This window comes from Granulicella aggregans (assembly GCF_014203275.1).
GTDB lineage: Bacteria > Acidobacteriota > Terriglobia > Terriglobales > Acidobacteriaceae > Edaphobacter.
Genome location: NZ_JACHIP010000004.1, coordinates 732,762 through 757,582 on the forward strand (window position 1 = coordinate 732,762; position 24,821 = coordinate 757,582).

The window sequence follows — 24,821 nt, forward strand, 5'->3', positions numbered from 1 at the left end:
CGCGGGATGCGGTCTCCTGAAGAAGGTTCAGGAGGGCGCAAGACGATGAAGGTTTTTGCCGCGAGATTTGTTCTAGGTGTGATGCTCTGCATGGCTGGCATCGCACATGGTCAGTCAACTACGGGCACTGTGAAAGGCACGGTTACGGATTCCACCGGTGCACTGGTCCCGCAGGCCGAAGTAGTTGTTATGAATTCGGGTGGCGTAGTGGCTAAGGTCAAGAGCAACGCCACAGGCTTCTTCGAGGCTCCTCGCCTGGTTCCCGGTCGCTACTCGCTGAGCATCACCGCCAAAGGCTTTTCTCAGACAGTGATCGACGATGTCTCGGTATTCGGAGGCAAAGCCACGACCGAGGCAGTCCAGATGACATTGACGGTCGAGACAAACGTGCAGGTGACCGCCGAGACCCAGGGGATTAGCACCAGCCCGGACGACAACGCCAGCGCCCTCGTAATCAAGGGCAAAGATCTAGACGCACTCTCGGATGATCCCGACGACCTGCAAAATGAACTAACCGCTCTTGCTGGTCCCGCAGCCGGTCCCAGCGGCGCTCAGATTTACATTGACGGTTTTACCGGTGGCCAGCTTCCTCCCAAGAGTTCGATTCGCGAGATTCGTATCAACAAGAATCCGTTTTCAGCACAGTACGACAAGCTTGGATATGGCCGCATTGAGATCCTCACAAAGCCGGGTACCGACAAGTTCCACGGCTCGTTCATGATCTCCGGCAACGACAGTGCCTTCAACTCACTGAACCCCTTCGTTACGAGCGAGCCCCCATACTATTCGACGTTCCTTATGGGGAACGCAAGTGGAGCGCTAGGCAAATCCGCCTCCTGGTTTACAAGCGTTTTTCGTCGCGACAACGCCTCCAACTCCATAGTCAATGCAGTGGTGCCTGATTCGAACGGTGTAGCGCAAAGCGTCTCTCTCGCCGTGGCAAATCCGCAGTCGCGGCTGGATATCAGCCCAAGGTTCGATTTCCAGTTGGGAGCAAGCAATACGCTCAGCGTGCGCTACATGTACGACCGGCAGAAGCAGACGAACAGCGGCGTTACTGGCTTTGCTCTGCAGAGCCAGGCGTACAACGTACTCGACCACGAGAATACAGTCCAGATAAGCGACACACAGATTCTGAGCCCAAAGGTCGTCAACGACCTACGCTTCCAATACACCGCCGAACGCGACAGCCAGGTCGCAAACTCAACGGACCCCACCGTCACTGTGCAGGCAGCATTTACCGGCGGTGGCAGCAACTCCGGAACCGTGCGCGACAATCAGGATCGCTATGAGCTTCAAGACTATGTGACCGCTGCTGAAGGCAGGCACGCGCTCAACTTCGGTACACGACTGCGGCTCACGCACGAGGTCAGCAATTCCACATCCGGCTTCAACGGCAACTACATCTATCAGTCGCTTGCTGCCTACACGGCAGGAACTCCCTCTGAGTACGACGTAACTGCGGGCAATCCTACATCACGCGTGAACCTCTTCGATGCCGCCCTCTTCTTGCAGGACGATTGGACGATCCGCCCAAATCTGACCCTGAGCTATGGCATCCGCTACGAAGGACAGAACCGCATCAACGACCACGCCGACTTGGCCCCTCGCTTTACGGTCAGCTACGCCCCAGGCGCTCGCGACGGAAAGAAGGCCAACACGGTCTTCCGTGCGGGATACGGCTGGTTCTTTGACCGTTTCTCCCCGTCCTATGTCCTCGACGCCATCCGGCAAAATGGAATCAACCAGCGTGAATATGTAGTCAAGAATCCAACCTTCACGATGAATGCGCCAACCGCCTCGGAACTCGCAGCCAGCAGTACGTCCGCACCAAGTCTTTACTCGGTCGCACCGGGTCTTAAGAGCTCCGTGAACATGCAGGCGGCAGTTGGGGTTGATCACCAATTTGGCAGAGCCGTGACGTTATCAGCGACCTACATCAACTCACGCGGTGTGCATCAGTATTCGAGTGACAACGTCAACGCTTATGTTGCGTCCACCTACGACGCGACCACAGGCACAGGCGTTCGACCGAATGGTACGAACGAGAATCTTTATCAGTTCCAATCCGGCGGTGTCTACAACCAGAATCAGATAATGCTCAACTACTCAGTGCGCGCGAAGAAGCTCTCCCTCTTTGGCTTCTACATGATGAACTTCGCCAAGGCTGATACCTCAGGTGCAACTTACTTTCCATCCGAGCAGACCAATCCCGGTGCAGACTACGGACGGGCGACCTTCGATGTGCATAACCGATTTCTGTTGGGAGGAAACTACATCGCTCCGTTCGGAGTCTCCATCAGCCCCTTCCTGGTGGCAAACTCAGGAAGCCCCTTCAACATTACCGTGGGCCAGGACCTGAACGGCGATAACCAGTACAACGATCGTCCAGCATTTGCCACCGCCAACAGCACAAGCACGCTGCAGACAGCGTATGGAGACTTCGACCTCAACCCGGCGGCAGGAGCGGCGCGTGTGCCCTACAACATGGGGAACGGCCCAGCTCAATTCAGCATGAACCTGCGGGTCGCAAAGACGTTCGGCATTGGCCCCAGGGCGGAAGGTGGATCCGGTGGCGCTTCGGGAGGTGGCCCTGGTGGGCCCGGCGGAGGCCCGGGAGGTCCTGGCGGTGGACGAGGCGGTGGTCTTGGCCCCGGTGGCCTCAGCGGCAATAACGGCCCGCCGCGGCTAGATCAGGTTGCCGCTCGAAAATACTCACTAAGCTTCTCCGTGATGGGACGCAATGTCTTCAACCACGTTAGCCTTGCAGCTCCTGTCGGCGTGTTGGATTCACCTCTGTTCGGTACGTCGAATGCGATCGCGGGTGGTTTCTTCGGCTCTGCCGCATCTAACAGAAGTGTCGATCTCCAAGCCAGCTTTAATTTCTGAGGAGGAACTAAGAAGCGGATCGCCCGATGGCATGGGAGAAGTCATCGGTGCGATCCCGATCACGTCCACTAATAATTAAATAAACTAGGGAATTCGCAGAATAAACGAGATATGTTTTCGAGATGTCTTTTATCACGCTACTTCCCATCTCCGCGACGTTGAAGATTGATACAAACGGCGTTGTGCCCGCCAGGCTGGAGACAGGAAGCCAATTGCTCTCTATCGAGTGCTGGTACCTTTACGAGTCGCGACGGACAGACGGCCGGCCCTCAGATTTTCCGAGAGCAGTACAGCATCCGCAATCTCTCGCATCGATCTTCTGCGTTCCCGGCTTTCTTTTTGCATAACGCGATATGCCTCATCTTCAGATAGATTGAGGTCCCTCTGCAGAAGCCCTTTCGCCCTGTCGATCACCTTGCGCGATTCGAGCCGGTCAGAAAGCTGCAGATTTTCTGTCTCCAATCGAGCCCGCTCAATCTCCGCACCGACAAGGACGCCGATCGTTGCAACAAGCCTTCGCTGAAGCTCAGTGTGCACATAGGGTTGTCTATGCTGCAGATTCAGCACGCCCACAACCCTGCCGGCACAAAGTACCGGAACGCAAAGCATGGCCTCAAAAGAGTCTTCCGGAAGGCTCCTGAAAGCACTGAACCTCGGATCGTCACTGGCCTTTTCGGAGATGGCTACTGGCTCGCGATATTCGGCCACCCATCCGCTCACACCCTGTCCGAGCGAAATCTTGAGCTGATCAATCTCTGCCGCGTGCGGATTTCTCGACGCTCGAAGAACCAGCTTGTCTTCTTCCAGCGTGTAGATAAAGCAGGATTCGCAAGGCACGATCGAGCACACACAAGCGACGATCCGAGACAGTACGACATGTAACGGGTCGCTCGATATTAGACTTCCGCTTACTTGTTGAAGCACGTCAAGTGGCGCGAGGCCATCGCGAAAGCCGGCCATCGTCGGGGTCGACAGAGATACCTGCTGCACTGGCCATGATGCTGACCGAGCTGCCGGTGGGCTGGCATTCGTACTCACTCGAATTGGAGGCTCGAAGGTCCGCTGCGCATCGGAGTCGGCAGATGGCGTTCGTTTTGCAGCCAACACGTTGCGGGCATACTGTGCCGCCTCGTTGACCATGAAGCCCATGCGTGGCCGGGAAGGTTCAAAATCAGGCTTGAGCCCGTATTGCAGAATCTCTTCAGTGGTCGTTGGGCCCACCGAAATAATTGCGATCGACTGCATGGCGCGGCGCATCTCCTCAACCACGCCCATACCGCTTGCCACCTGAAACAGGTGAATGACCTGCACCGCCGTCATAAACAGAACGACGTCGATTGATCCATCGATGATCTCGCGGATGCTCCGCTGCAGCGGCTCTACATCGATAGGCAGCCCCCACTGATAGACAGGGATCTTGGTCACCGAGGAACAACGTTGCACCAGTTCGGCAAGAAGCTCTGGATTCGTCGCTCCGTATTCCTGCACCGCGACAGACAGAGTCCCGATCCTTTCCCCGTATGTCTTATCGATCTGCGCGACAACCTCTCGCCATGTGCTGGGTTCAGATGTGGTCACTGCCACCGGGATCTGCAGTTCGCGCAGCGCGCCTAACGGCTTGACTCCCCGCGCCACGATCTCACGCTTTCGCAATTGCTCGACAATCTGCGAACGGTCAAAGGATGAGTCGAGAATTTCGAGCATCTTCGTGACACCCACTCCAGTCATGAAGATGATGATGTCGAACTCTCCTGCGAGAAGGCGTCGCCCAAACTCGAGGCACATCGTATTGGAGCTGAGTGGGATCTCTCGCATGGATGGCACCACAAGCGGATCGCCGTTGTAGGTAGAAATCAACTTCTCCACTTCACGCGCGCGGCGGGTCTCCAGCGATAACACACGGAGTCCGTCAAAACTTGCATGAGGCATGCGCCCTCCTAAGGGAAGCAGGTGCGATCTCTGTAAAGTTGGATTGGAAGAGGATCGGGCTTAGTATACTGCCGCTCGGGCGGACTCTCCCGGCCGTCTCCCGCCTTGGCTCTTCAAAAGAAGCTTGGCGCCGATGAAAGCGATCCCAATAAAAAAATGTTGCGTTAGCACTGAGTTGTTCCTATACTCGCTAAATCAACGGTGCCCGGGGGATCTTCCCGACCTGCATCGTTTCTCGTGAGACTCCTCGAAGCGTCCACACTCTCGCCTAACCTGATATTTCCTTATCGGAGCTCCCTGACGAGCCTGAGATCACCCGAATTGCGTGGTGAATCCTGTGCTTGCCCTATGGATGCTTAACCGCACATCTTTCTACATGCTTTTGATCTCAGGCTCTCAGGACACAACCGCCGGTTCTCCGGAGTGTTCTAAGGCCGACTATGTCTACTGTTTCTCCACCAAACGCGACGCCTGACTCCGGGTTCACGGATCAGCAGACTCACTATCTGCGCGGGTTCTTCGCCGGCGTTCAGCAGCGACCGTTCGTTGCGCACTTATCGCCCGCGCAGATTACCTATGAGCCTGGTTCCAATGCGCGGAACCTGGCCGAACCACAGAATGAAGAGACCTTCTGGGGTACGCCGATCTCCGATCTGTGCGCCGAAGAGGTGTGGAAGTACGAGTCCAACTCACTCGACCTGTGGGACGAACTGCTGGACGCAGCCGCGCGTGACGAAGCGCCGAACGCGGAGCAGCGCTATCGATTCAAATTTCATGGCCTCTTCCACGTCGCGCCCGCACAGGACTCTTTCATGCTGCGCCTGCGCGCTCCCGGAGGGATCATCACCTCGCATCAGGTTCGCGGGCTGGTGAAGATCGCAGAGAGCTGGGGCAATCGGCGCCTGGACCTGACGACTCGCTCGAATGTGCAGCTTCGCGAATTCGCGCCGAGACACATCGTGAATGTTCTCAACAGCGTTCGCAAGCTCGGCATGAGCGGCCTTGGCTCTGGCGCGGACAATATTCGCAACATCACCGCGTCGCCTATCTCCGGCTACGATCCGCAGGAACTGATCGACGTGCAACCGTTTGCCGATGCGTTGCAGAACTACATCACCAACTCTCGCGACATGTTCGGTTTGCCCCGCAAGTTCAACATCGCCTTCGACAATGGCGGTGCCATCAGTGCGCTCGCCGACACCAATGACATTGGTTTTGTAGCCGTCAAGGTCGCGGATGACAGGTCGGTTCCCGCGGGGATCTACTTCCGGGTTCTTCTGTGCGGCATCACCGGCCATAAGCAGTTCGCAACGGATTGCGGCCTTTTACTTCGGCCGGATCAATTAGTCGCCGTCGCCGCGGCCATGGTGCGCGTCTTTGCCGAGAATGGCGATCGCACAGACAGGAAGAAGGCGCGCCTCAAGTATCTGGTCGATCGGTGGGGCATAGACCGCTTTGTTGCGGAGACAGCGAAGAAGCTCGCCTTCCCGGTCCTTCACGTCGACGCCAACGTCGCGGAGCCTCGTGGCCCGGTCGACAGGGCCGGTCACTTGGGTATCCATCCTCAATCGCAGCCCGGCAGGTCTTACATCGGCGTCTGCATTCCTGTGGGATGGCTGCCCATGGAACAGGCGCTAGCCGTCGCGGAGATCGCGGATCGGTTCGGCTCAGGCGAAATCCGCCTTACCGTATGGCAGAACCTTCTCATTCCGAACGTGCCTCAAGAATGCGTCGCTGAAGCCTGTGCGGAGCTGAAGAGGGCTGGCCTGGCGATCGACGCCGGTCGCGTGCAGAGCGGAACCGTAGCATGCACCGGCAGCCGCGGATGCCGCTTCGCCATGACAGACACCAAAGCTCATGCGCTGGAGATTGCGCGCTCACTCGATGCCTCGTTCGCCCTCGAACAGCCCGTGAATCTGCACGTCACCGGATGCCCGAACTCCTGCGCACAGCACTACATCGGAGACATCGGATTGATGGGCGTCAAGGTAGGCGGCGAAGAGGGCTATCAGATCAACCTTGGCGGCGGCGCCGATAGCGATCAGGCGATCGCGCGGCAGCTCTTCCCGGGGATCAAGTACGCAGAGGTTCTCCCGATGTTGCACGCTCTGTTTGCGGGCTATAGAAAGTGCTCTCAAGGCGAGGAGAGCTTTCTCGAATTCACACGACGGCACAGCATCGAGGAGCTCCGCGGCATAGCTGGAACAACAGACAACCTGGAGACGATGGCATGAATCCTCAGCCCATTCCCTTCATCCCCGATGACGCCCCCTTCAACCCGGACCAGCGCGCCTGGCTGAATGGCTTTCTCGCTGGCATGTTCTCGACCGCCACGCAGACGGCGGCGCAGCCATCCGCCACCTCTGAAGAGGTTGCGCTCTACTTTGCTACCCAGAGCGGCACGGCGGAGCGGCTTGCGAAAAAATTTGCCAAGGATCTCAAGGCTAACGGTCATCGTCCGGTCCTTGCTTCGCTGGCAGAAACGGACATGGCCTCCTTTGCCAGCCAACGCTGCGCCGTGATCTTCGCGAGCACCTACGGCGACGGTGAGGCTCCCGAGAATAGCCGCTCCTTTCGCGACGCCCTGCTGGCCGAGGACTGCGCCCGCCTCAATTCGCTGCGTTACGCTGTCTTCTCTCTCGGCGACAGCAGCTACGAGCAGTTCTGCCAATTCGGCGTAGAGCTCGATGAACGCCTGGCAGATCTCGGCGCAACACGCATCATCGGTCGGGTCGAGAGCGACGTGGATGTAGATGCTCCGTTTGCCGCGTGGAAGGATACCTGCATCGCCACCATAGGGAAGAAGAATGGTGCCAGTCCGAGCGTATCCGTCGCCGCCGTGCCCATCGCCCCCGTGTCCGTCACGGCGAAGCCCTCCCTGTACTCCCGCGATAGTCCATTCCCGGCCGAGATCGTGGAGCGTCGCGCTCTCACCACCGGAACTTCAAGCAAGCTCACCATGCATCTCGCGCTACAGCTGAATGAATCTCTGCCCTACGAAGCCGGTGACGCCTGCGGCGTCATCGCGCAGAACGATGCTGCTCTCGTGGATGAGATCATCTCACTCCTGCCGTTCGACGGGACCACGCCAGTCGATCTCCCCAAAATCGGTTCAACCACCGTTCAGTACGCACTGACCCAGCTCTATCAGCACACCCGCGCCAGCCGCAAGATGGTGCAGGCTTTCGCCAGCAGGACACAGCACAAGAATCTGCTGACTCTTCTTCAGCCTGAACAGGGCGGTCACCTGGACAAGTACCTCTACGACCGCGGGCTGATCGACCTTCTGAGCGAGTATCGAGGCGCCATCGAGTCGCCGTCCGAGCTCTTCGCCATACTTCCACGACTTACGCCTCGTCTCTACTCCATCTCTTCAAGCCCTGCCGCCCATGGGCACGAGCTACATTGCACCATAGCGGTGGTCAAATATCGCTCCCACAACCGCGAACGCGGTGGAGTGGCATCGACCATGCTCTCCGACCGGCTTGAAGTCGGACAGACTGTGCCCGTCTACATCCAGCCCAACCAGAAGTTCCGGCTGCCCGCGGACGGTAGGACGCCGATCATCATGATTGGCCCCGGCACCGGAGTCGCTCCTTTCCGATCTTTCCTGCACGAGCGCCGGGCGCTTGGACATAAGGGGAAGAACTGGCTCTTCTTCGGTGAGCGGAGTGTGCAGACCGATTTCCTCTATTGCAATGAGCTGCAGGAGATGTGTGACAGCGGCCACCTCACGCGTCTGGACACTGCTTTCTCACGCGACCAGGCGACAAAGATCTACGTTCAGGACCGCATGCTCGAGCACGGTGCCCTGTTCTGGAGCTGGTTGCAGGAAGACGCTCGCATCTACGTCTGCGGCGACGCAACCTACATGGCAAAGGACGTCGATGCCGCGCTCCACGCACTGATCGAAAAGCATGGCGGCATGGGCCCGGAAGCCGCACAGGAATACGTTACGAAGCTGCAGGACGAAAGCCGTTATCACCGCGACATCTACTAACACGCACCTCTCGGGAGCAACAACGTGGCTTTACCACTACAGGAACGGGCAATGGAGACCGACAGCGCAGAGCTTGTGCGGATGACGCTCATCGAGAGCGGTGCCGCACCGTCGCTGGTAGATTTGCTCATCCCGTCCCGGCCGCTTGAGCCCGGAGAGCAGTACCGCTTTCACTTTGACATGACGAAGTGCATCGGATGCCGCTCCTGCGAAGTCGCCTGCAACGAGCAGAACGGCAATCCGGCAGACATCAAGTGGCGACGGGTGGGCGAACTCGAAGGCGGCACCTATCCGCTGGTCTCCCGCACCTATCTCTCCATGGGTTGCAATCATTGCGTCAGTGCGGATTGCGTGCGCGGCTGCCCGGTCGACGCTTACACCAAAGATCCAATCACCGGCATCGTCCTGCACTCCGCTGACGCCTGCATTGGTTGCCAGTATTGCGTATGGAACTGCCCTTACAGCGTCCCGCAATTCAATCCGGAACGTGGCGTGGTGGGGAAGTGCGATATGTGCCGCGACCGGCTTCTGGATGGGCGTGAGCCTGCCTGCGTGAACGCCTGCCCGGAGAATGCGATCCAGATTGAAATCGTGAACCTCGCCGAATGGGTAAACGATTTTGCGCTCGCCGAATCCCCGGGCATGCCACCGGCTGAGCAAACCATCTCAACCACTCGCATCACCCTGCCGAAGACAGCCGTGTCCGAGCTGGCTCGGGTGGACACCAGCCAGATTCCCTTGGAGCACGCCCACGGCTCCCTGGTGCTAATGACATCGGCGATGCAGGCGGCGTTCGGCCTGCTTTGCTTTCTGCTGTTCGACCACAATCTCACTCCTGCCAGCCTGGCATTTCTGCTGCTCGTCACCATTGTTGCCATCAATATCTCGGTCTTCCATCTGGGACGTCCGGCGTATGCCTGGCGCGCCTTGAAGATGTGGAGACGCTCATGGCTGAGCCGCGAAGTCCTCTGCTTCACATTATTTCTTTGCACTCTCTCTGCATGTGCAGCCGCAGCGTGGTCGCCGCTGTTCCATCTGAATCTCACGCGCGCCGTGCTGCCCTTGGCGGCGGCCACTGCCCTCTTTGGGCTGATGGGAACCGGCGCCAGCGCCTGCATCTATCTGGTCAAAGCGCGCCCCGCCTGGGACCTTGTACACACACCAATCGACTTTCTACTCTCGGCACTGTTACTCGGCGCGCCGCTCAACGCTTCGCTGGCCATGCCTTCACAGTGGCTTTACGGTAAGTGGCGCTTGCCCGGAATGGCAGACACTGCACCACACTTCCATATCCATCCCTGGTGGATGGCGCTGATCGCCGCTGCGTGGTTGCTCAATCAGGTTCTTCGCACACTGCGGCTCCGTAACTCTGAAGTCTTTGAGCTTCGCGCGACCTATGACCACCTTCGCGGCGTGCTCCTATCCCGGCAGGTTGGTCTCGCATGGAGCTGCGCTGTAGCCGCCACGCTACTTCTTGCTATTCCACTTCCCATCTTGTCCTTTGTCGCCGCCGGGGCGGCCGTTCTGGTGAACCGCTATCTCTTCTTCGTCTCTGTTGTACCGCGCAGCATGGCACTTACCTTCCTCGGTGCAACCGGCAAACACGCGAAGCGGGCGGCATGACGAATCCGACGACCGGGCAACAGCCCGCCAACGCCAGTGCAAAGGAGCGCATCGCCATGCGCTCGATGTCGCTGGCTCAGCGCGTCGGAAAGTGGCTGGGCTTCGACATCAGCCGCAGCGTCTATCGCTACGCAAAGGACAAACGCTTCGGACATATCTCCGAGTCTCGCGTTGCGGACAAATGGACAAAGACCACCTGCGGCTACTGCTCCGTCGGGTGCGGTATGTTGATTGGCACACGCGATGGCCGCCCCGTAGCAGCGCGCGGTAACCCCGAGCACCCGGTTAATCTTGGTAAGCTCTGCCCCAAGGGACTCAGTGAACATCTGATCGTTGAAGCACCTGGACGAGCGACGACGCCTATGCTTCGTAAAGGTGGCCGAGGCACACCCCTGGAGCCTGTAAGCTGGGACGAAGCCCTGGACGCCATGATCGCGCGCATTGGTGCGTTGCAGGTCAGGCATGGAAACGAAGCGCTGGGAGTCATCGGCACGGGGCAACTTCTGACCGAAGAGTTCTACACTCTCGGCAAGCTCGTGCAACTCGGCTTTCGCACGCGCAACTACGATGGCAACACCACCCTGTGCATGGCCAGCGCCGTGTCGGGCTACAAGCTCAGCTTTGGTTCCGATGGTCCCCCCGGTGCGTACGCCGACCTCGAGACTGCGGATGTGGTTCTTCTGGTTGGCTCCAATCTAGCCGACAACCATCCCATCCTTTGCAACCGCCTGCGCAAGAAGCCGGGACAGGTGCTCATCGTTGCGGATCCGCGCGTTACGAAGACTGCTATGATGGCCGACCTTCATCTGCCCGTGAAGCCACGCTCCGACATCGCGCTCCTCAATGGCATCGCCCACATTCTGCTGCGTGATCAACTCGTCCATCGCGACTACCTTCGCGACCATGTCGACGGCCTCGATGATTTTGTTCGCTTCGTCACGGAGTTCACGCCTGAAGCGGTGAGCGAGGTCACGGGACTTTCGGTCGAGACGATTGAGACGGTCGCAAGCATCTATGGCCGCGCCAAAGCAGCGTTCATCGGTTGGACCATGGGCGTCAATCACTCCACGCAAGGAGCGGTCACTGTAGCAGCCATTAACAACCTGGCTTTGCTGACCGGCAACATCGGGCGCGTGGGTGCATCGCCGTTCTCCATCACCGGGCAATGCAATGCGATGGGTACGCGAGAGAGCGGGTTCGCGTCCTCGATGCCGGGCTATCGCAAGTTCGATAACGCGAACGACCGCGAAGAACTCGCGAGCCTCTGGGATATTGAAGAGAGCGAACTCCCCTCTGCGCGCGGTCTAGCCTATCCCGACATCATCGAAGCCGCAGTGACAGGGAAGGTGAAGGCGCTCTGGATCATTGCCACCAATCCAATCGTCTCTTTTCCAAACTACAACCTGCTCAAGCAGGCCTTTGACACTGCGGAGTTCGTCGTTGTGCAGGATGGCTTCTACCCGACACCTACGATGGAGTTCGCTGATCTCGTGCTACCTGCGGCTATCTGGGGTGAGAAGGAAGGTACCTACACAAACTCCGAGCGGCGCATCAGCAAAGTCAACTCGTTCGCCACGCCGCCCGGCGAAGCTCGCAGCGACTTCGATATCTTCATGGCACTGGCAGAGGGCCTCGGTGTGAAGGATAAGCTCTTTCCCGGATGGACCACAACCCATAGCGCATGGCTCGAGTGGCAGAAGGTCTCTGCGGGTCGGCTATGCGACTACAGCCCCTTCACCTGGCAACAGATCGAGGACCAAGGCGGCGCACAGTGGGGCGGTGCACGTCTTTACGAGGATGGCGTCTTCCCCCGCGAAGGTGGTCGCGCGCTCTTGCACTGTGTGCCTTGCCTGCCTTTTGTTGAGCAGCCCAATCGAGAGTTCGATCTGATCCTCAACACCGGGCGCACTGTAGAGCATTGGCACACGCGGACCAAGACGGGTGCAGTTGCCATGCTCGAAGGCATGGTCCCCAACGCATGGCTGGAGATGAATCCCGTCGACGCACAGCGCCTCTCGCTGCGTCAGCACGATCCCGTCACGATCCGCTCGCGACGTGCTTCGATTACCCAGGTAGAGTTACGCGTCACGGAGATCGTGGCTCCTGGTCAGGTTTTTATGCCCTTCCACTTCGCCGAGCAGAACTCAAACCTCGTCACGCTGGGGGCCTTCGATCCCATCAGCCGCGAGCCCAATTTCAAACAGTGCGCTGTTCGCGTGGAGCGATCCACGTTGAATTAGATGCGCTGATCTAGCTTTCATCCTCGCGCCCATGGTCGCCGCGAGATCAGTTGTTGAGCTGAACCCGGACGTTCGCTCCTGTTGTCGCTCCTCTGCATCACCGCTTCTACATCTCAAGATCATCTTCAGGAGCTTCGCCGTGGCCAACGCTAAATCGTTTCTCAAATCCGGTCATCCTATGACCCTCTTTGCGTCCTTCCTCTACTTTGACTTCACCTTTGCAGTCTGGGTACTGAACGGTGCCATGGGTCCATTCATCAGTGAGCAGTTCCACCTGTCCCCTGCCCAGATCGGCCTGATGGTCTCGCTTCCGACGTTGTCGGGCGCGTTCATGCGCTTCCCGCTAGGCGTGCTCAGCCAGTACATCGGCCGCAAGAGCGCCGCTATTGTGGAGATGTGCTGCATCCTTGTGGCTCTGTTATATGGCTACTTCTTCGTGCACTCGTTCTCGAATGTTCTGGCGATGGGCGTTCTTCTCGGCACCGCCGGCGCCAGCTTTGGAGTTGCGCTTTCGCTCGGATCGGGCTGGTTCCCTCAGAAATACAAAGGGCTCGCCATGGGTATCGCCGGCGCAGGCAACAGCGGCACCGCACTGGCCGCCTTCTTCGCCCCGCGTTTGGCGAAGATCTATGGCTGGGAACATGTCTATGGGATTGCCGCTCTCTTCATGCTGCTGCCGCTCATCGTCATGATCGTCTTCGCCAAAGAGCCACCGGACATCGAGCATCGCACCCTCGGGCAGCATCTCAGCATCTTCCTCAAGGCAGACAGCTGGTACTTCAACTTCATCTACATCATCACCTTCGGTGGCTTCCTCGGCCTCGCCACTTTCCTGCCTTCGCTCTATGTCTCACAGTTTCATATTGCCAAGTCGCAGGCAGGAACGCTCACCATGTTCGCCACTTTGATTGGTAGCGGAGCCCGTGTCATCGGAGGCTGGTCCTCCGATAAGTTCGGTGGCATCCACGCGCTCTACGGCGTCTTCGTCGTCGTCATCGGCAGCCTGCTTGGTCTTGCAACCTCTCCTTCGCTGGCGATCACCACGGCGCTGTTCATGCTTGCATTCGCGGCACTCGGCGCAGGCAATGGTGCCACCTTCCAGCTAGTCCCCATGCGGTGGCCCATGGCAACTGCCCTGGCCGGCAGCATGATTGGCGAAATCGGAGCGCTCGGCGGCGGCATACTGCCCAACGTACTCGGTCAATCGAAGCAGCACACTGGCTCCTTCGGTCTCGGCTTCGGTTGCTATGCGGCCTTCGCGACGATGGTGCTGGTCATGCTCGCTATCGTCTCTCGTAGGTGGACCGCTACATGGGTTGGCGCCGGTGGCCGGGCACTTGTTCCGGCGGAGTCGGGCGCCAGTCCATCAGAAGACGCCGAACCGGAATTGCAGACCGCCTAGGCAATCAACTCCTCAGCGCTACAAATCGCCCCAGCGTGAACGCCTCGCTGGTACAGCCCACTTATGTCTTTTTTAGGAGATCGATCATGAAAGTTAACGTATTGTGCCTTGCCGCGCTTGTCTCTTCCGTTGGGGCTTTCGCACAAACCGCTCCGGCCACCAAGCCGTCCTCAACTCCTACTTTTACAGCGGTCATTCGTGAGCGCACGAACGTCACGCAATGGTTTGCCGCAACCCCCACTTCTGAGACCTACGCACACCAAGATTCGCTGCTCCGCCTTAGCCTCACGCAGCGCATTCGTCAGTGGGACTATCAACTTGAACTCGGGCAAAGCGCAGAGCTCTCGCTTCCCACCGATGCTGTCTCGGCTGTCTCCGCGCAGGGCCAACTCGGACTTGGAGGCACTTATTACGCGGCGAATTCAAACAACTCGAACCCGGCGGCTGCCTCATTCCGTCAGGGTTTTCTTCGTTACCACTTTAAGGCCGAGCATGACTCCGTGCGTATAGGGAGATTTGAGTTCCTGGACGGTATCGAGACCGCGCCGAAGGACGCCACCCTCGGATGGCTTCAGACCAACCGCATTGCTCAGAGACTCATCGGCAACTTCGGATTCTCCAACGGCCAGCGCTCATTCGACGGGGCAGACGGAAAGCTTAGCGGCACGTCCTGGAATCTCACAGCTATGGCTGGCCGCGCAACGCAGGGTGTATTCAACATGAATGCCAATCCTGAATTGGACGTGGACATTCAGTACCTTGCGTACACCCGCGCCCTCGCGAAGGGCCACGTCCTCATGCGGGGATTCGGACTTGGCTATCATGATGGCCGCACTGGCTTGACCAAGACAGACAATCGCACCGCTGCGGCCCGGGCCCTGGATCATAAAAATATTCGAATCGGTACCTATGGCGGAGACATGATTGCTTCTGTGCCAGCCGGTCACGCAACCCTTGATTTCTTAGTTTGGGGCGCGGGCCAGTCCGGTACGTGGGGGCGCCTCGATCACTCGGCTGCTGCGGTAACTACAGAAGCAGGCATTCGCGTAGACTCCCTTCGCACCATGCCCTGGCTGCGTGGCGGCTACCTTCGCACAACAGGGGACAACAACAATACGGACGGAACCCACAACACGTTCTTCCAGGTGCTTCCCACTCCACGTACCTACGCACGCTTTCCCTTTTACAACATGATGAACTCAACAGACTCGTTCGTTCAGTTGGTCGATAAGCCGTCGAAGAAGATCGAAGTGCGAACTGACCTGCACTTTCTGAAGCTCACTGCGCCAGGGGACTTCTGGTATCAGGGCGGGGGAGCCTATGACCGCAAGGTCTTTGGCTATGTTGGCCGTCCCGGCAACAAGGTGTCGAGCTTCAGTAGTGTCTATGACATCAGCGCAGACATCGTGCTTACGAAGCAACTCGCTCTGAGCACCTACTATGCTCACGTCTTCGGAAAGAGCGCGGTGGGAGCCATTTATACGTCAGATCGCGATGCGAACTACGGCTACTTCGAGTTGACATACCGGCTACAGCAGACAGCAGGTGCGCACTCTCACTAAACTGCGCCGCTTATGTTGCCCGCGATCGTCGGGTACATTGGCTCTCGTCTACCCGAGATGCGGCTTGTTCACGGCCGCTCGGGCCATGCATGGCGGGGGTATCGGCGCATCAGCTCCTTGCGGACCTGCGGATAGAGACGCTCCCAGAAGCCTGCGAGATCCGTCGTAGTCTGTACCGCGCGATGATTTGGAGCAAGCAGGTGGACGACGAGCGGACTTCTATCCTGCCCAATTCTGGGCGTCTCTTTCATGCCAAAGAAGTCCTGCAGACGAGACGAGATCCACGGCGGTCTGCCTTGCTCGTAATGAATCTTCGCAGGACGTCCGCTTTTCAGAGAGACGCTGAGCGGAGCAACTTCGTTCAACAGTCGGGAGTCATATTGTTGCTCCATGAGATAAAAGAAATCCTTCGAGGCCTCTTTCAGCTCAGCGAAGCTACGAAGCCCGAGGCATAGATCTCTGAGAGTCTCGTGAAGATCAGGAGTGTCGAAGCCCGCGAACGACAATCTAGCCAGATGGCTATCGAGCATCTCTCGGTCCACAAACTTTTCGATACCGGCCTCGAGCGCCTTCTGCGCGAGCAGATCGGCTGCGTCGGCATCGGGCGCTGGGCCTCGTGACTCCTCAAGAACCAGCTTGCCGTAGAGCAATGCATTCACCTGTTCTACTCGCTCACTGCCGCGATTCCACACGACCGTTGAACTTTCCTTCACACCACCAGGGAAGAGATCGAGAAGCCACTCCGGCTCTATTCTTGCGGTCATGCGGACGAGTGGCGAGGCATTCTCCTTGCGATCCTCCGCGTCGATGGCGATCAGAAACTCATAGGCTGGTACTCCGCCAGCGACTTCGGCAGAGATGCCTGTCGATAGCAGCACCTGGCTGCCCAGCCGACGGCGGCCAACGCGATCGGGAAAGCCCGCAAGAACGGAGAGCAGCAGCGCGTTGTCGTCGTGATGAGCTTTGCCAGTAGGCCGCGCCATGCGGAGAAGTTGTTCGGTATGCTGTCGCTCGCGAGGACTCTGCGGCTGGTCCATCGCTTCCAGAAGATCGTTCTTCTCACTCCGCTCTCCAAGGCTGAGCATCGCGGCAACTCGACATCCATCTTCTCCGACGCCACGATCCAAGGCTTCGATCACGATGCGAGACAGGCGCGGGGTCAGCGGATAGCGAGTCATGCGCTGCGCCATATCGCCCGTCGCGCCAATCTGGTCGAGCAGCGATTCGGCACTCTGTATCGCCTCTGCGGGTGGGAGATCGATCCAATCAAGATCGGTGAGATGAGTGATCTTCATCGCCCGTAGAGTCAGCAGGAGTTGCGACAGATCGCTGCGCAGGATCTCTGGAGTATCGTGCTCCGGTCGCAACAGATAGTCTTCTTCGGGATAGAGCCGCATCACTTCGCCCGGCCCGGTGCGACCGGCGCGTCCCGCCCGCTGTGTAGCGGAGGCCTTACTGATACGCCCCACGTGCAGGGTCGGCAGACCTGTCCACGGCGAATAAGTGGCATGACGCGCCAGTCCGCTATCGATCACGGCGGTAACACCCTCGACCGTCACGGAACTCTCAGCCACATTCGTCGCGAGGATCAATCTCCGTTCCGGAGAGGGCAGGACCGCCCGGTCCTGCTCCGCTGGAGAGAGATCGCCATGCAGCGGCAGCATGATCAAGCCGGACTGCCTCGCAACCGCCTCGCACTCTCGCATGGACTGCCGGATCTCCGCGATGCCAGGAAGGAAAGCCAGTATGCTCCCGGAGTGCTGCTGCTTCATCAACACCTCCACAGCTTTCCTCATCCGGATCGGAAGCGGCTCCGATGAATACGGCGTATACCGGACCGTTAGTGGGAACATCCGGCCCTCTGATCGCACAACCGGGCAGTCGTTGAGGAAGCGAGCGATGGGTGCCGCGTCGAGTGTTGCAGACATCACGATGATGCGGAGTGTCGGACGTGTTTGCTGGAGGCGCTTCAACAGTGCGAGCGCGAGGTCGCTATCGAGATGCCGCTCGTGGAACTCATCGAGGATGACTGCGTCTACTCCCTTGAGGGTCGGATCGCTGATGAGCCCGCGCGTCAGGATGCCTTCTGTGACGAATCGGAGCCGCGTGGCCGGGCCGGTCTTCTCCTCGAAGCGGACCTGGTAGCCAACTGTGCCGCCAACTTCTTCGCCAAGCTCCCATGCGACTCTTCGGGCTGACATCCGTGCCGCGATGCGGCGGGGCTCGAGGACGATCACTTCGCCTCGGACAAGGCCAAGGATCGCGGGTGGAACGCGGGTCGTCTTGCCCGCGCCCGGAGGTGCCTCGATGACCAAATTGGGTGTCTGCCGCAGTGAAGAGAGGATCTCCGGCAGGACCGCATCTACCGGAAGCGCTGGCTTTAGACTCACTCGTTCCATCGAAGCATGCGCACTCTTGCGCCGTCAATATTGTTCACTTAAGCCGAAACCGTATCTTCGAACGGGACCTCGAAATAAACGGTGCAAGAATTCTTCCACCTCTCGTTCTAATATCGAAGCCAATCCTTTTCACTGATCGGGTGTACGCATGGAAGGTATTTTTCTGCTTGTTGGACTTGGAGTTTTGGCAATACCAGCGGTCGCCATTGGGGCCTGGATCAAGGCGGGCAACCTACGACAGCTCGTCGAGGAGCAATCGAACGAAAATCAGCGCAATGTCTCCGATCTCAAGCGCGAGATCGCTACGCTTCGCCGTTCGCTGGAGGTTGTCAACGAAAAGCTGGCGGCGACCGCCAACCGTTCGGTAGGTACGCCTGATGAAGTAATTCCTCCTACGTCTGCCGTAGTGAAGGCGACACCAAACCTTGCGTTCGCCCACTCGATGCCTACTGAGCAAACCTCTCAGCAAGCGCCCAAGATAGTACCGCCGGGCCCGCCGGTTCATCTCAAGCAAGAGAATCCCGTGCCGCAGGCATTGCCTGCGATTCAGGCAGCAGCGCCGGTCGTCGAGTCTGCAACGATTTTGGTGCCTCCTACGCCAGTAGCCGTCCCGCCGCCAGCACCAGCGATTCCGGGCAGCGCAAATACCGTCCCGCCGCCCTTCGTTGCGCCACCTGCAACTGCAAGAGTCGCTGCTCCGCGCGTATCGCTGCAGACTCCACAACCTCCTGCTCAACCTCGCCCATCAAGCTTCAATAGCTATAAGGCAGCAGAGCCGCGTGTGAGCGTTGTCGACTGGCTCCGCACCAAGCTGCCGCTTGAAGAAGTGCTGGGCATGAACCTGTTCGCCAAGATCGGCATCGTCCTCCTCGTCCTGGGATTTGCGCTGCTGGGCAGGGTCGCCTTGATCTCGATGGGACCCGCCGGCAAGGTTGCCTTGCTGTATGCGGCGGCCAGTGCGCTGCTCGGCGGTGGCATCTGGCTTGAGCGCAAAGAACGATATGCGCTTCTTGGCCGAACGGGCATAGGCGGCGGATGGGCGCTGGCCTTCTTCACCACCTATGCGATGAACCATGTCCAGGCCATGAAGGTGATGAGTTCGGAGACGCTGAACTGTGTCTTTCTGCTCGGAGTTGCCATTGCCATCGCGGCGCACACCTTGCGCTACAAGTCCCAGCTCATCACGGGGCTTTCGTTTCTACTGGCGTTCTCGACGATTGCGCTCACACAGGACACGGTCTACGCGTTGTCCGCAGGCCTAATCCTGGCCGTCGGCATCGTTGGTGTGGCACTGCGCATGGGCTGGTATGAGCTTGAAGTCTTCGGGATACTGGCCAGCTTCTCCAACCACTTTTATTGGCTCTACAGACTCTATCCGAACGGCGTAGCCGGTCACGACTTTCCCCAGTTGCTTCCCAGCAGCATCATTCTTGTTCTCTATTGGTTGATCTTCCGCATCTCTTATGTGGTGCGCGCGATTCCCACTCCTCGTGACGAACGCATCTCGACCATCGCGGCGCTGGCGAATACTATCCTGCTGCTCTCCGTGATGAAGTTCCAATCCACCCGGCCTGAGCTTGCGGCGTATGCGCTACTCGCGCTGGGAGCGATGGAGTTCATCTTCGGCCAGCTTCCTGTGACCCGTCGCCGCCGGCCAGCCTTCATCCTGCTCACTGTTCTTGGCACCATGCTGATCTCCGCCGCGGTACCGTTCAAGTTCAGCGGCAACAGCATCGCCGTGGTCTGGATGATTGGTGCCGAAGCCCTGCTCATTGCGGGAATCGTTCAGCGTGAAGTGGTGTTCCGCCGCCTCGGCCTGATCGCCGGCACCGTGACCGGGCTGCTCGTCGCTTACGAAGCGCGGACGCTCTTCGAACTGCGGCAACACGCGCAAACGCCGCTCGTCGCTACGGGGATTCAGTTGCTGCTGTGCGCCGCGCTGTTCTACATCAATGCACACTTCGTCCGCGAACGTTGGCGGGGTATGTTCGAGGGCATCGACGAGCAACTTGCCGAGTGGCAGAGTTATCTAGGCGCGGCCATGGCCTTCCTTGGCGTGTGGGCCTTGTTCCCTGCGGACGGGACGGCTGTCGGATGGGCTGTGCTGATGACCGGCGCAGCAGCGGGAACTCGCTTGCTCCCGAACAACCGGCATCTTCTGGCACAGGCGTGGATACTTTCCGTGGCGGTCGCGGTTCGCATGGCAGTCGTGAACTGCCATGTAACGGACGTCTATCCGCATCACGTGACCGCGCGTCTGATCACGCTGCCCTTGCTGGCGCTGATCTTCTATCTCACTGCTGCGGTGATCTCCGCCGAGCAGGAACTTCGAATCTATCTGCGATCCTTCACCCTCCTGGCGGGCACCTCCGCATTGGTGGCGTTGGTGTGGTTTGAAGTATCGCCAGACTGGGTCGCGTGCGGCTGGCTTGGACTTACGGTTGGACTCTACCTGACGTCCCGGTCCATCAAGCTTGACGATCTCTGCTGGCAAGGTCACGTGTTAGCGGGGCTTGTGACAGCAGACCTCCTGCTATCGAATCTCGATGCGAAGACAGCACTCGCACGGTATCTCCCAATCGTCCTCAGCGCGATCGCCTTCTATGCGGTATCGCGCTTCTGCACCTTGCAGAATGCCACGTATAAGCGAGAGGCGGCGTGGGCGCACACCTGGTTGGCGACGGGCTTGCTCGCGACGCTGGCCTGGCACGAGGCACAACAGCCATGGCTGGCAGTTCTCTGGGTCGCCTTTGCGCTCACGCTCGCCCTGGTCGATCGCTTCTTCGACATTGAAGAACTCCCATGGCAAGCTCATACGCTTGCCACCCTCGCGGTCGTGCGGGCAGCCACGCTCAATCTCTACGTGCTGGATAAGTGGCATGGTGTCGATCTCCGCCTGATTACGCTTTCGATCCTTGTCGCCGTTCTCTATGCACTCGCGTACTGTGTCCGGCTTCCGCAGACTGCCAAAGAGGAGGACCTGAACCACATCTATTCCTGGGCCGCTTCCATCTTTGGTGCATGGATGCTGTGGAGTGAACTACAGTCCATTGCTGTTGCCGACGGCCTCGCCATCTTCGGCTTGCTGCTGTTTGAGTTCGGCGACTGGCGCAAACAGAGACAGATCCGGCTCCAGGGATATGTAGCGCTGACGATTGGCTTCGCACGAATCTTCTTCGTGAACTTGACTGCGGCAACGCTGCCCGGCGAGACGATCAGTCCGCGCATTTACACCATCATTCCGATAGCTTTCATCAACCTGTTCGTATGGATGCAACTCCAGTCCGGTAAAGAGAAGGACGAGGTGGAGCGCTTTTCCATCGCAAACCTTCTTGCCTGGTTTGCAACCGGCTCTGTCGCCTCGCTTCTCTACTTCGAGGTGAGCAGCGAATGGATCGTCCTCTCATGGGCCATCCTGGCTATCGCGCTTTTGCTTACGGTGCTGACGATCGACAAGGAACTCTTCCTGCAGCAGGCCATTCTTCTCGTGACTGCTGTCGTCACTCGGGGCATAGCCCACAATATCTTCGGCAGCAGCTACTTCTCCACCGGCGGATGGAAGGGGAATATCGCGGTACTCAGCTTCGTCATCGCGTTACTCTTCGCGGGATTACCCATCGCGTTCCGACTGCGGACTCGATATAACCTGAGGCCGATGCAGTTCCGTCTCAGCCAGGCTCTCGCCCTGAACCGTCCGGAGCAATGGCTCTTCTTCGCGCCGATCCTGCTGCTCACTCTCATGATCGTGGTAAAGCTGAACTCCGGCATGGTCACGCTTGCCTGGGGCCTCGAGGGCCTCATGGTCGTTTTGCTCGGCTTGAGAGTCGGCGAACGCACCTACCGCATTACGGGCCTGCTCCTGCTCCTGGTCTGTGTCTGCAAGATCGTCTTCCGCGACGCATGGCAGCTAAGCGAACGCGACCGCTACATCACCTTCATCGCTCTGGGTGCGGCGTTGATGCTGGTGTCGACACTCTATAACCGCTTCCGCGAATCGGTCCGGCGGCTTCTGTGAAGCGAGCTTTCGGCTTGGCGGCGGTGCTTGCCCTCACGATCGGAGCCATGTACCTCGCGCAACGTCGCAACCGTCACGATGCGGTGAGCGCTAGTGCACTGGTGAATTTGGCGGCAGACTGGCAACGCGATCTGACGCGTGTCCCCATGCACCTTACCCGCATCTCCGATAGCGAGGAGATGCGGATCGGCGACCAGCTCGCCCAACGATATGCGACACCGATTCGCACCGCAGAGGACCGGGCGCTCGAACGATACATCTCGGAGGTCGGTCAGCAGGTAACTCTCCATGCCAGGCGCAAGCTCATCTGGCACTTCCATCTCCTCGCGGATCCAAGTCTCATCAACGCCTTTGCCCTTCCGGGAGGCCACATCTTCGTCGGCTCCGGCCTGCTCGATCAGCTGAAGAGCGAGGACGAACTCGCCTTCGTGCTCGGCCATGAGATCGAACACGTCGATCACTATCATGCTGCCGAGCGGGTTCAGATTGAGGCAAAGCTCCGCCACGTCGATCTCGATCTGGCAGGACAGTTGCTGAGCATTCCCATGTCCCTCTGGCAGGCTGGCTACAGCAAGGACGAGGAGTCTGAAGCAGATCGTGAGGGGCTCAGGATCGCTGTGGCGTCGGACTATTCATCGCAGGGAGCCGTCAATCTGCTTGAGCGGTGGGTCCAACTCCATCGCGAATACGTGATCCACGCCGAGACCCCGACAGACGAACTCGGCCAGGTAGCGATCGAAGGGTTGACGGGATACTTCCGTTCTCATCCGTTGCCCTCGGAGCGGCTCGCGCAGGCGAAAGAGATCATCGAGCAGGAGCATCTCGCGACGGGTAAGCCGCTTAAGCCATTTCACCTTGCATACGAAATCACAATCGAAGCGAAGTAGTATCGCGACCACATGATCATGTTCTCTGCCGTTCGGCTACGCACTCTTTTTTGTCATTCCCGAAGGGAATCTGCTTGAATTCGTCTGAATACCTCTACATATAGTCGCGATAGGAGTGGCTTATCTCCAGGTGCGTCCGCCATCGCCCGTCTCCCAGCGCGTGCCATCGGTGGCTTCGACGACACCCGTCTGAAGGTCCCGAAACCGTATGTGGGCAAGCACACTTGCGGAGCTGTTCTTTGTCGGCAGTTGCTCACAATGCCAAGTCGCCCCATCGTCGTTGGAGTGGCAAAGATGCAGCTTCTCTCCGCCCAGCCAGACATCGCTACCGGATACGGAGATGACGCGTATCCTGGCGCTGTCATTGGGCAGGACCGCTTGCCACGTCCCATTGCCTAGGGATCGCTCCGCATGTCCTGCTTCATTGATTCGCCAATGCGTTCGGCCAACGGTTTCGCTGTTTCCGGTAGCAGCTTCGGAGGTGGCAAGGCCCGGCATCGGTTCGGCACTCTGAACGGCGGGCGCATCAGGACGCGCCGAGTCCGGCTCGCGTCTCCCAATACCCTGGACTGCAATCTCTGGAGACTGCTGGGGCAGCCCGTTGATCTCTCGCCCTCGAACGTAGATCAACGCCGCCGAACTCACCAGGACCACCGCCGCCGCAGCAGCCAGCCAGGGCAACCAACGCTTCTGCGTCGGCCCAGTCGGCACAACGTGCAGCACGGTCGCCTCCGGTGCCGCCGCAGCCGTGAGACTCAGGATCTCTCGGCACTCACTGCATCCTGCGAGGTGCTCCATCACGCTCTCCCGTTCGCGTTCCAGCAGCGCACCTTCCGCGAACGCGGTCAGCACATCCTCGTCAGGATGGGGCAACGCCCCCGCCATCCTGGCAAGTTCCACTCGCAGCGGATTGGATTCAGTCTGTTTCACGTTTTGAACTCTTGTGCCTCTCACTTATGGAACGTTTCGACTCGCGTTTCTTGCTTTAAAGTTGCTGCCACATTCACATTAAGATCTCGCACGTCCAGTTCCGCCAGCAATTCGTCGCACTCACGCAATCCCAGCCCGGCTGCCCGCAGCCGCTCCCGGACACGCTTGCGCAACTTCTTCCTCAGCTGATCCAGCCTTCTGCTGATCGTCGATTCATGGAGACTTAATTGGAGTCCGATTTCGGCCAGCGTCCGCTGATCGAGATACCAGGACGACAAGAGAAAACGCTCCTCTGCGCCGAGCTCCGCAAGAGTTGCCGCGATGGCAACTCCAAGCCTGTGGTCGGGTCCGCTCTCGTCCGCAGCCGGCGCCGCCGCAAACCCCACGCCCGCATCAAGCTGTTCATCCAGGCTGACTTCGCGCGAACGGGAGCGATACCGGTTCACAAACTGACGCGAGAGGACGGTGCGAAGCCAGCCCTCGAGCGAGCCCCGTCCCGTGTAGTACTCCAGTTTTGATCTGCGTTTGCCGTGGCGGTCGTTGAACCCGTAGAGCTCGGCATAGAGTTCATCCGCTAGCTCACGGCCGGTAGCTTCGTCCTTCGTAATTCTGTATGCCGCGCCGTAAAGCGGTGTGCGGAAGCGGGTAAGGAATGCCTTCCAGGCAAAATCATTTCCAGCGGAACAAGCGCGCGCTAACGTCAGATCCGCAACGCGCAGGTTTCCGACAAGAGCAACTTGTTCGGCCTCGCTTAGCTCTACCGCTCCGCCGGCCACGATGCTGGCAACCATCTGCTGAAAGCTCTCAGTCGTTATGCCGTAGGCCTCTCCGGAGGATTCGGCATACCGTTGCGCGATTGCCGAGCTTAGGGAACTTCCTGCCAATGGACCATCCAGATTGCGACGACTTCCAGCATCGTTGGCAACGATAGTAGCAAATGCGGGG

Annotated in this window: 13 protein-coding genes; 9 read left to right on the forward strand and 4 right to left on the reverse strand. The window is 58.8% G+C overall.

Features of this window, described 5'->3' with window-relative positions; all coding sequences use genetic code 11:
• Nucleotides 1–45: 45 nt before the first annotated feature.
• On the forward strand, nucleotides 46–2,889 hold the full coding sequence (locus tag HDF16_RS16820) for a TonB-dependent receptor (protein ID WP_184218902.1): 2,844 nt from the start codon (nucleotides 46–48) through the stop codon (nucleotides 2,887–2,889).
• A gap of 219 nt (nucleotides 2,890–3,108) precedes the next feature.
• Here the strand turns inward: HDF16_RS16820 and HDF16_RS16825 are convergent, their stop codons facing one another.
• Nucleotides 3,109–4,818, reverse strand: a complete 1,710-nt coding sequence (locus HDF16_RS16825) for a uroporphyrinogen-III synthase (protein ID WP_184218905.1) — start codon at nucleotides 4,816–4,818, stop codon at nucleotides 3,109–3,111.
• Nucleotides 4,819–5,258: 440 nt separating this feature from the next.
• On the opposite strand from HDF16_RS16825, the gene HDF16_RS16830 reads away from it, so the two are divergent.
• The 6 genes from HDF16_RS16830 (at nucleotide 5,259) to HDF16_RS16855 (ending at nucleotide 15,645) form a co-directional block, all read left to right on the forward strand.
• Nucleotides 5,259–7,052 carry a NirA family protein gene (locus HDF16_RS16830; RefSeq protein WP_184218908.1) on the forward strand — a complete coding sequence of 598 codons (1,794 nt, stop codon included), beginning with the start codon at nucleotides 5,259–5,261 and terminating at the stop codon, nucleotides 7,050–7,052.
• A complete protein-coding gene (locus HDF16_RS16835) occupies nucleotides 7,049–8,818 on the forward strand; it encodes a diflavin oxidoreductase (protein WP_184218911.1) in 1,770 nt (589 codons plus the stop codon). Before HDF16_RS16830 ends, HDF16_RS16835 begins: the two co-directional genes overlap by 4 nt.
• Before the next feature lie 51 nt (nucleotides 8,819–8,869).
• Nucleotides 8,870–10,441, forward strand: coding sequence for a DmsC/YnfH family molybdoenzyme membrane anchor subunit (locus HDF16_RS16840; protein WP_221312818.1), 1,572 nt, complete (start codon nucleotides 8,870–8,872; stop codon nucleotides 10,439–10,441).
• Nucleotides 10,438–12,681 (forward strand): molybdopterin oxidoreductase family protein, encoded by a 2,244-nt coding sequence (locus HDF16_RS16845; RefSeq protein ID WP_246409182.1) that lies wholly within the window; start codon nucleotides 10,438–10,440, stop codon nucleotides 12,679–12,681. The genes HDF16_RS16840 and HDF16_RS16845 overlap by 4 nt, the downstream gene beginning before the upstream one ends.
• 139 nt (nucleotides 12,682–12,820) lie before the next feature.
• Nucleotides 12,821–14,083, forward strand: a complete 1,263-nt coding sequence (locus tag HDF16_RS16850; RefSeq protein ID WP_184218917.1) for an MFS transporter — start codon at nucleotides 12,821–12,823, stop codon at nucleotides 14,081–14,083.
• A gap of 86 nt (nucleotides 14,084–14,169) precedes the next feature.
• Nucleotides 14,170–15,645: an alginate export family protein gene (locus tag HDF16_RS16855; protein WP_184218920.1), complete on the forward strand. Its 1,476-nt coding sequence runs from the start codon at nucleotides 14,170–14,172 to the stop codon at nucleotides 15,643–15,645.
• Nucleotides 15,646–15,713: 68 nt separating this feature from the next.
• On the opposite strand, the gene hrpB is transcribed toward HDF16_RS16855, so the two are convergent.
• A complete protein-coding gene (hrpB, locus tag HDF16_RS16860; protein ID WP_184218923.1) occupies nucleotides 15,714–18,044 on the reverse strand; it encodes an ATP-dependent helicase HrpB in 2,331 nt (776 codons plus the stop codon).
• 184 nt (nucleotides 18,045–18,228) lie between these two features.
• On the opposite strand from hrpB, the gene HDF16_RS16865 reads away from it, so the two are divergent.
• Nucleotides 18,229–22,059, forward strand: coding sequence for a DUF2339 domain-containing protein (locus tag HDF16_RS16865; protein WP_184218926.1), 3,831 nt, complete (start codon nucleotides 18,229–18,231; stop codon nucleotides 22,057–22,059).
• Nucleotides 22,056–22,946 (forward strand): M48 family metalloprotease, encoded by an 891-nt coding sequence (locus HDF16_RS16870; RefSeq protein ID WP_184218928.1) that lies wholly within the window; start codon nucleotides 22,056–22,058, stop codon nucleotides 22,944–22,946. The genes HDF16_RS16865 and HDF16_RS16870 overlap by 4 nt, the downstream gene beginning before the upstream one ends.
• A 120-nt stretch (nucleotides 22,947–23,066) precedes the next feature.
• Here HDF16_RS16870 and HDF16_RS16875 read toward each other — a convergent pair whose 3' ends face one another.
• Both HDF16_RS16875 and HDF16_RS16880 read right to left on the reverse strand, forming a co-directional pair.
• Complete coding sequence (locus HDF16_RS16875; protein ID WP_184218931.1) at nucleotides 23,067–23,876, reverse strand: zf-HC2 domain-containing protein; 810 nt, start codon at nucleotides 23,874–23,876, stop codon at nucleotides 23,067–23,069.
• Nucleotides 23,877–23,896: 20 nt separating this feature from the next.
• Entirely contained in the window at nucleotides 23,897–24,760 is an 864-nt protein-coding gene (locus HDF16_RS16880; RefSeq protein WP_184218934.1) for an RNA polymerase sigma factor, read from the reverse strand.
• Nucleotides 24,761–24,821: the final 61 nt, after the last annotated feature.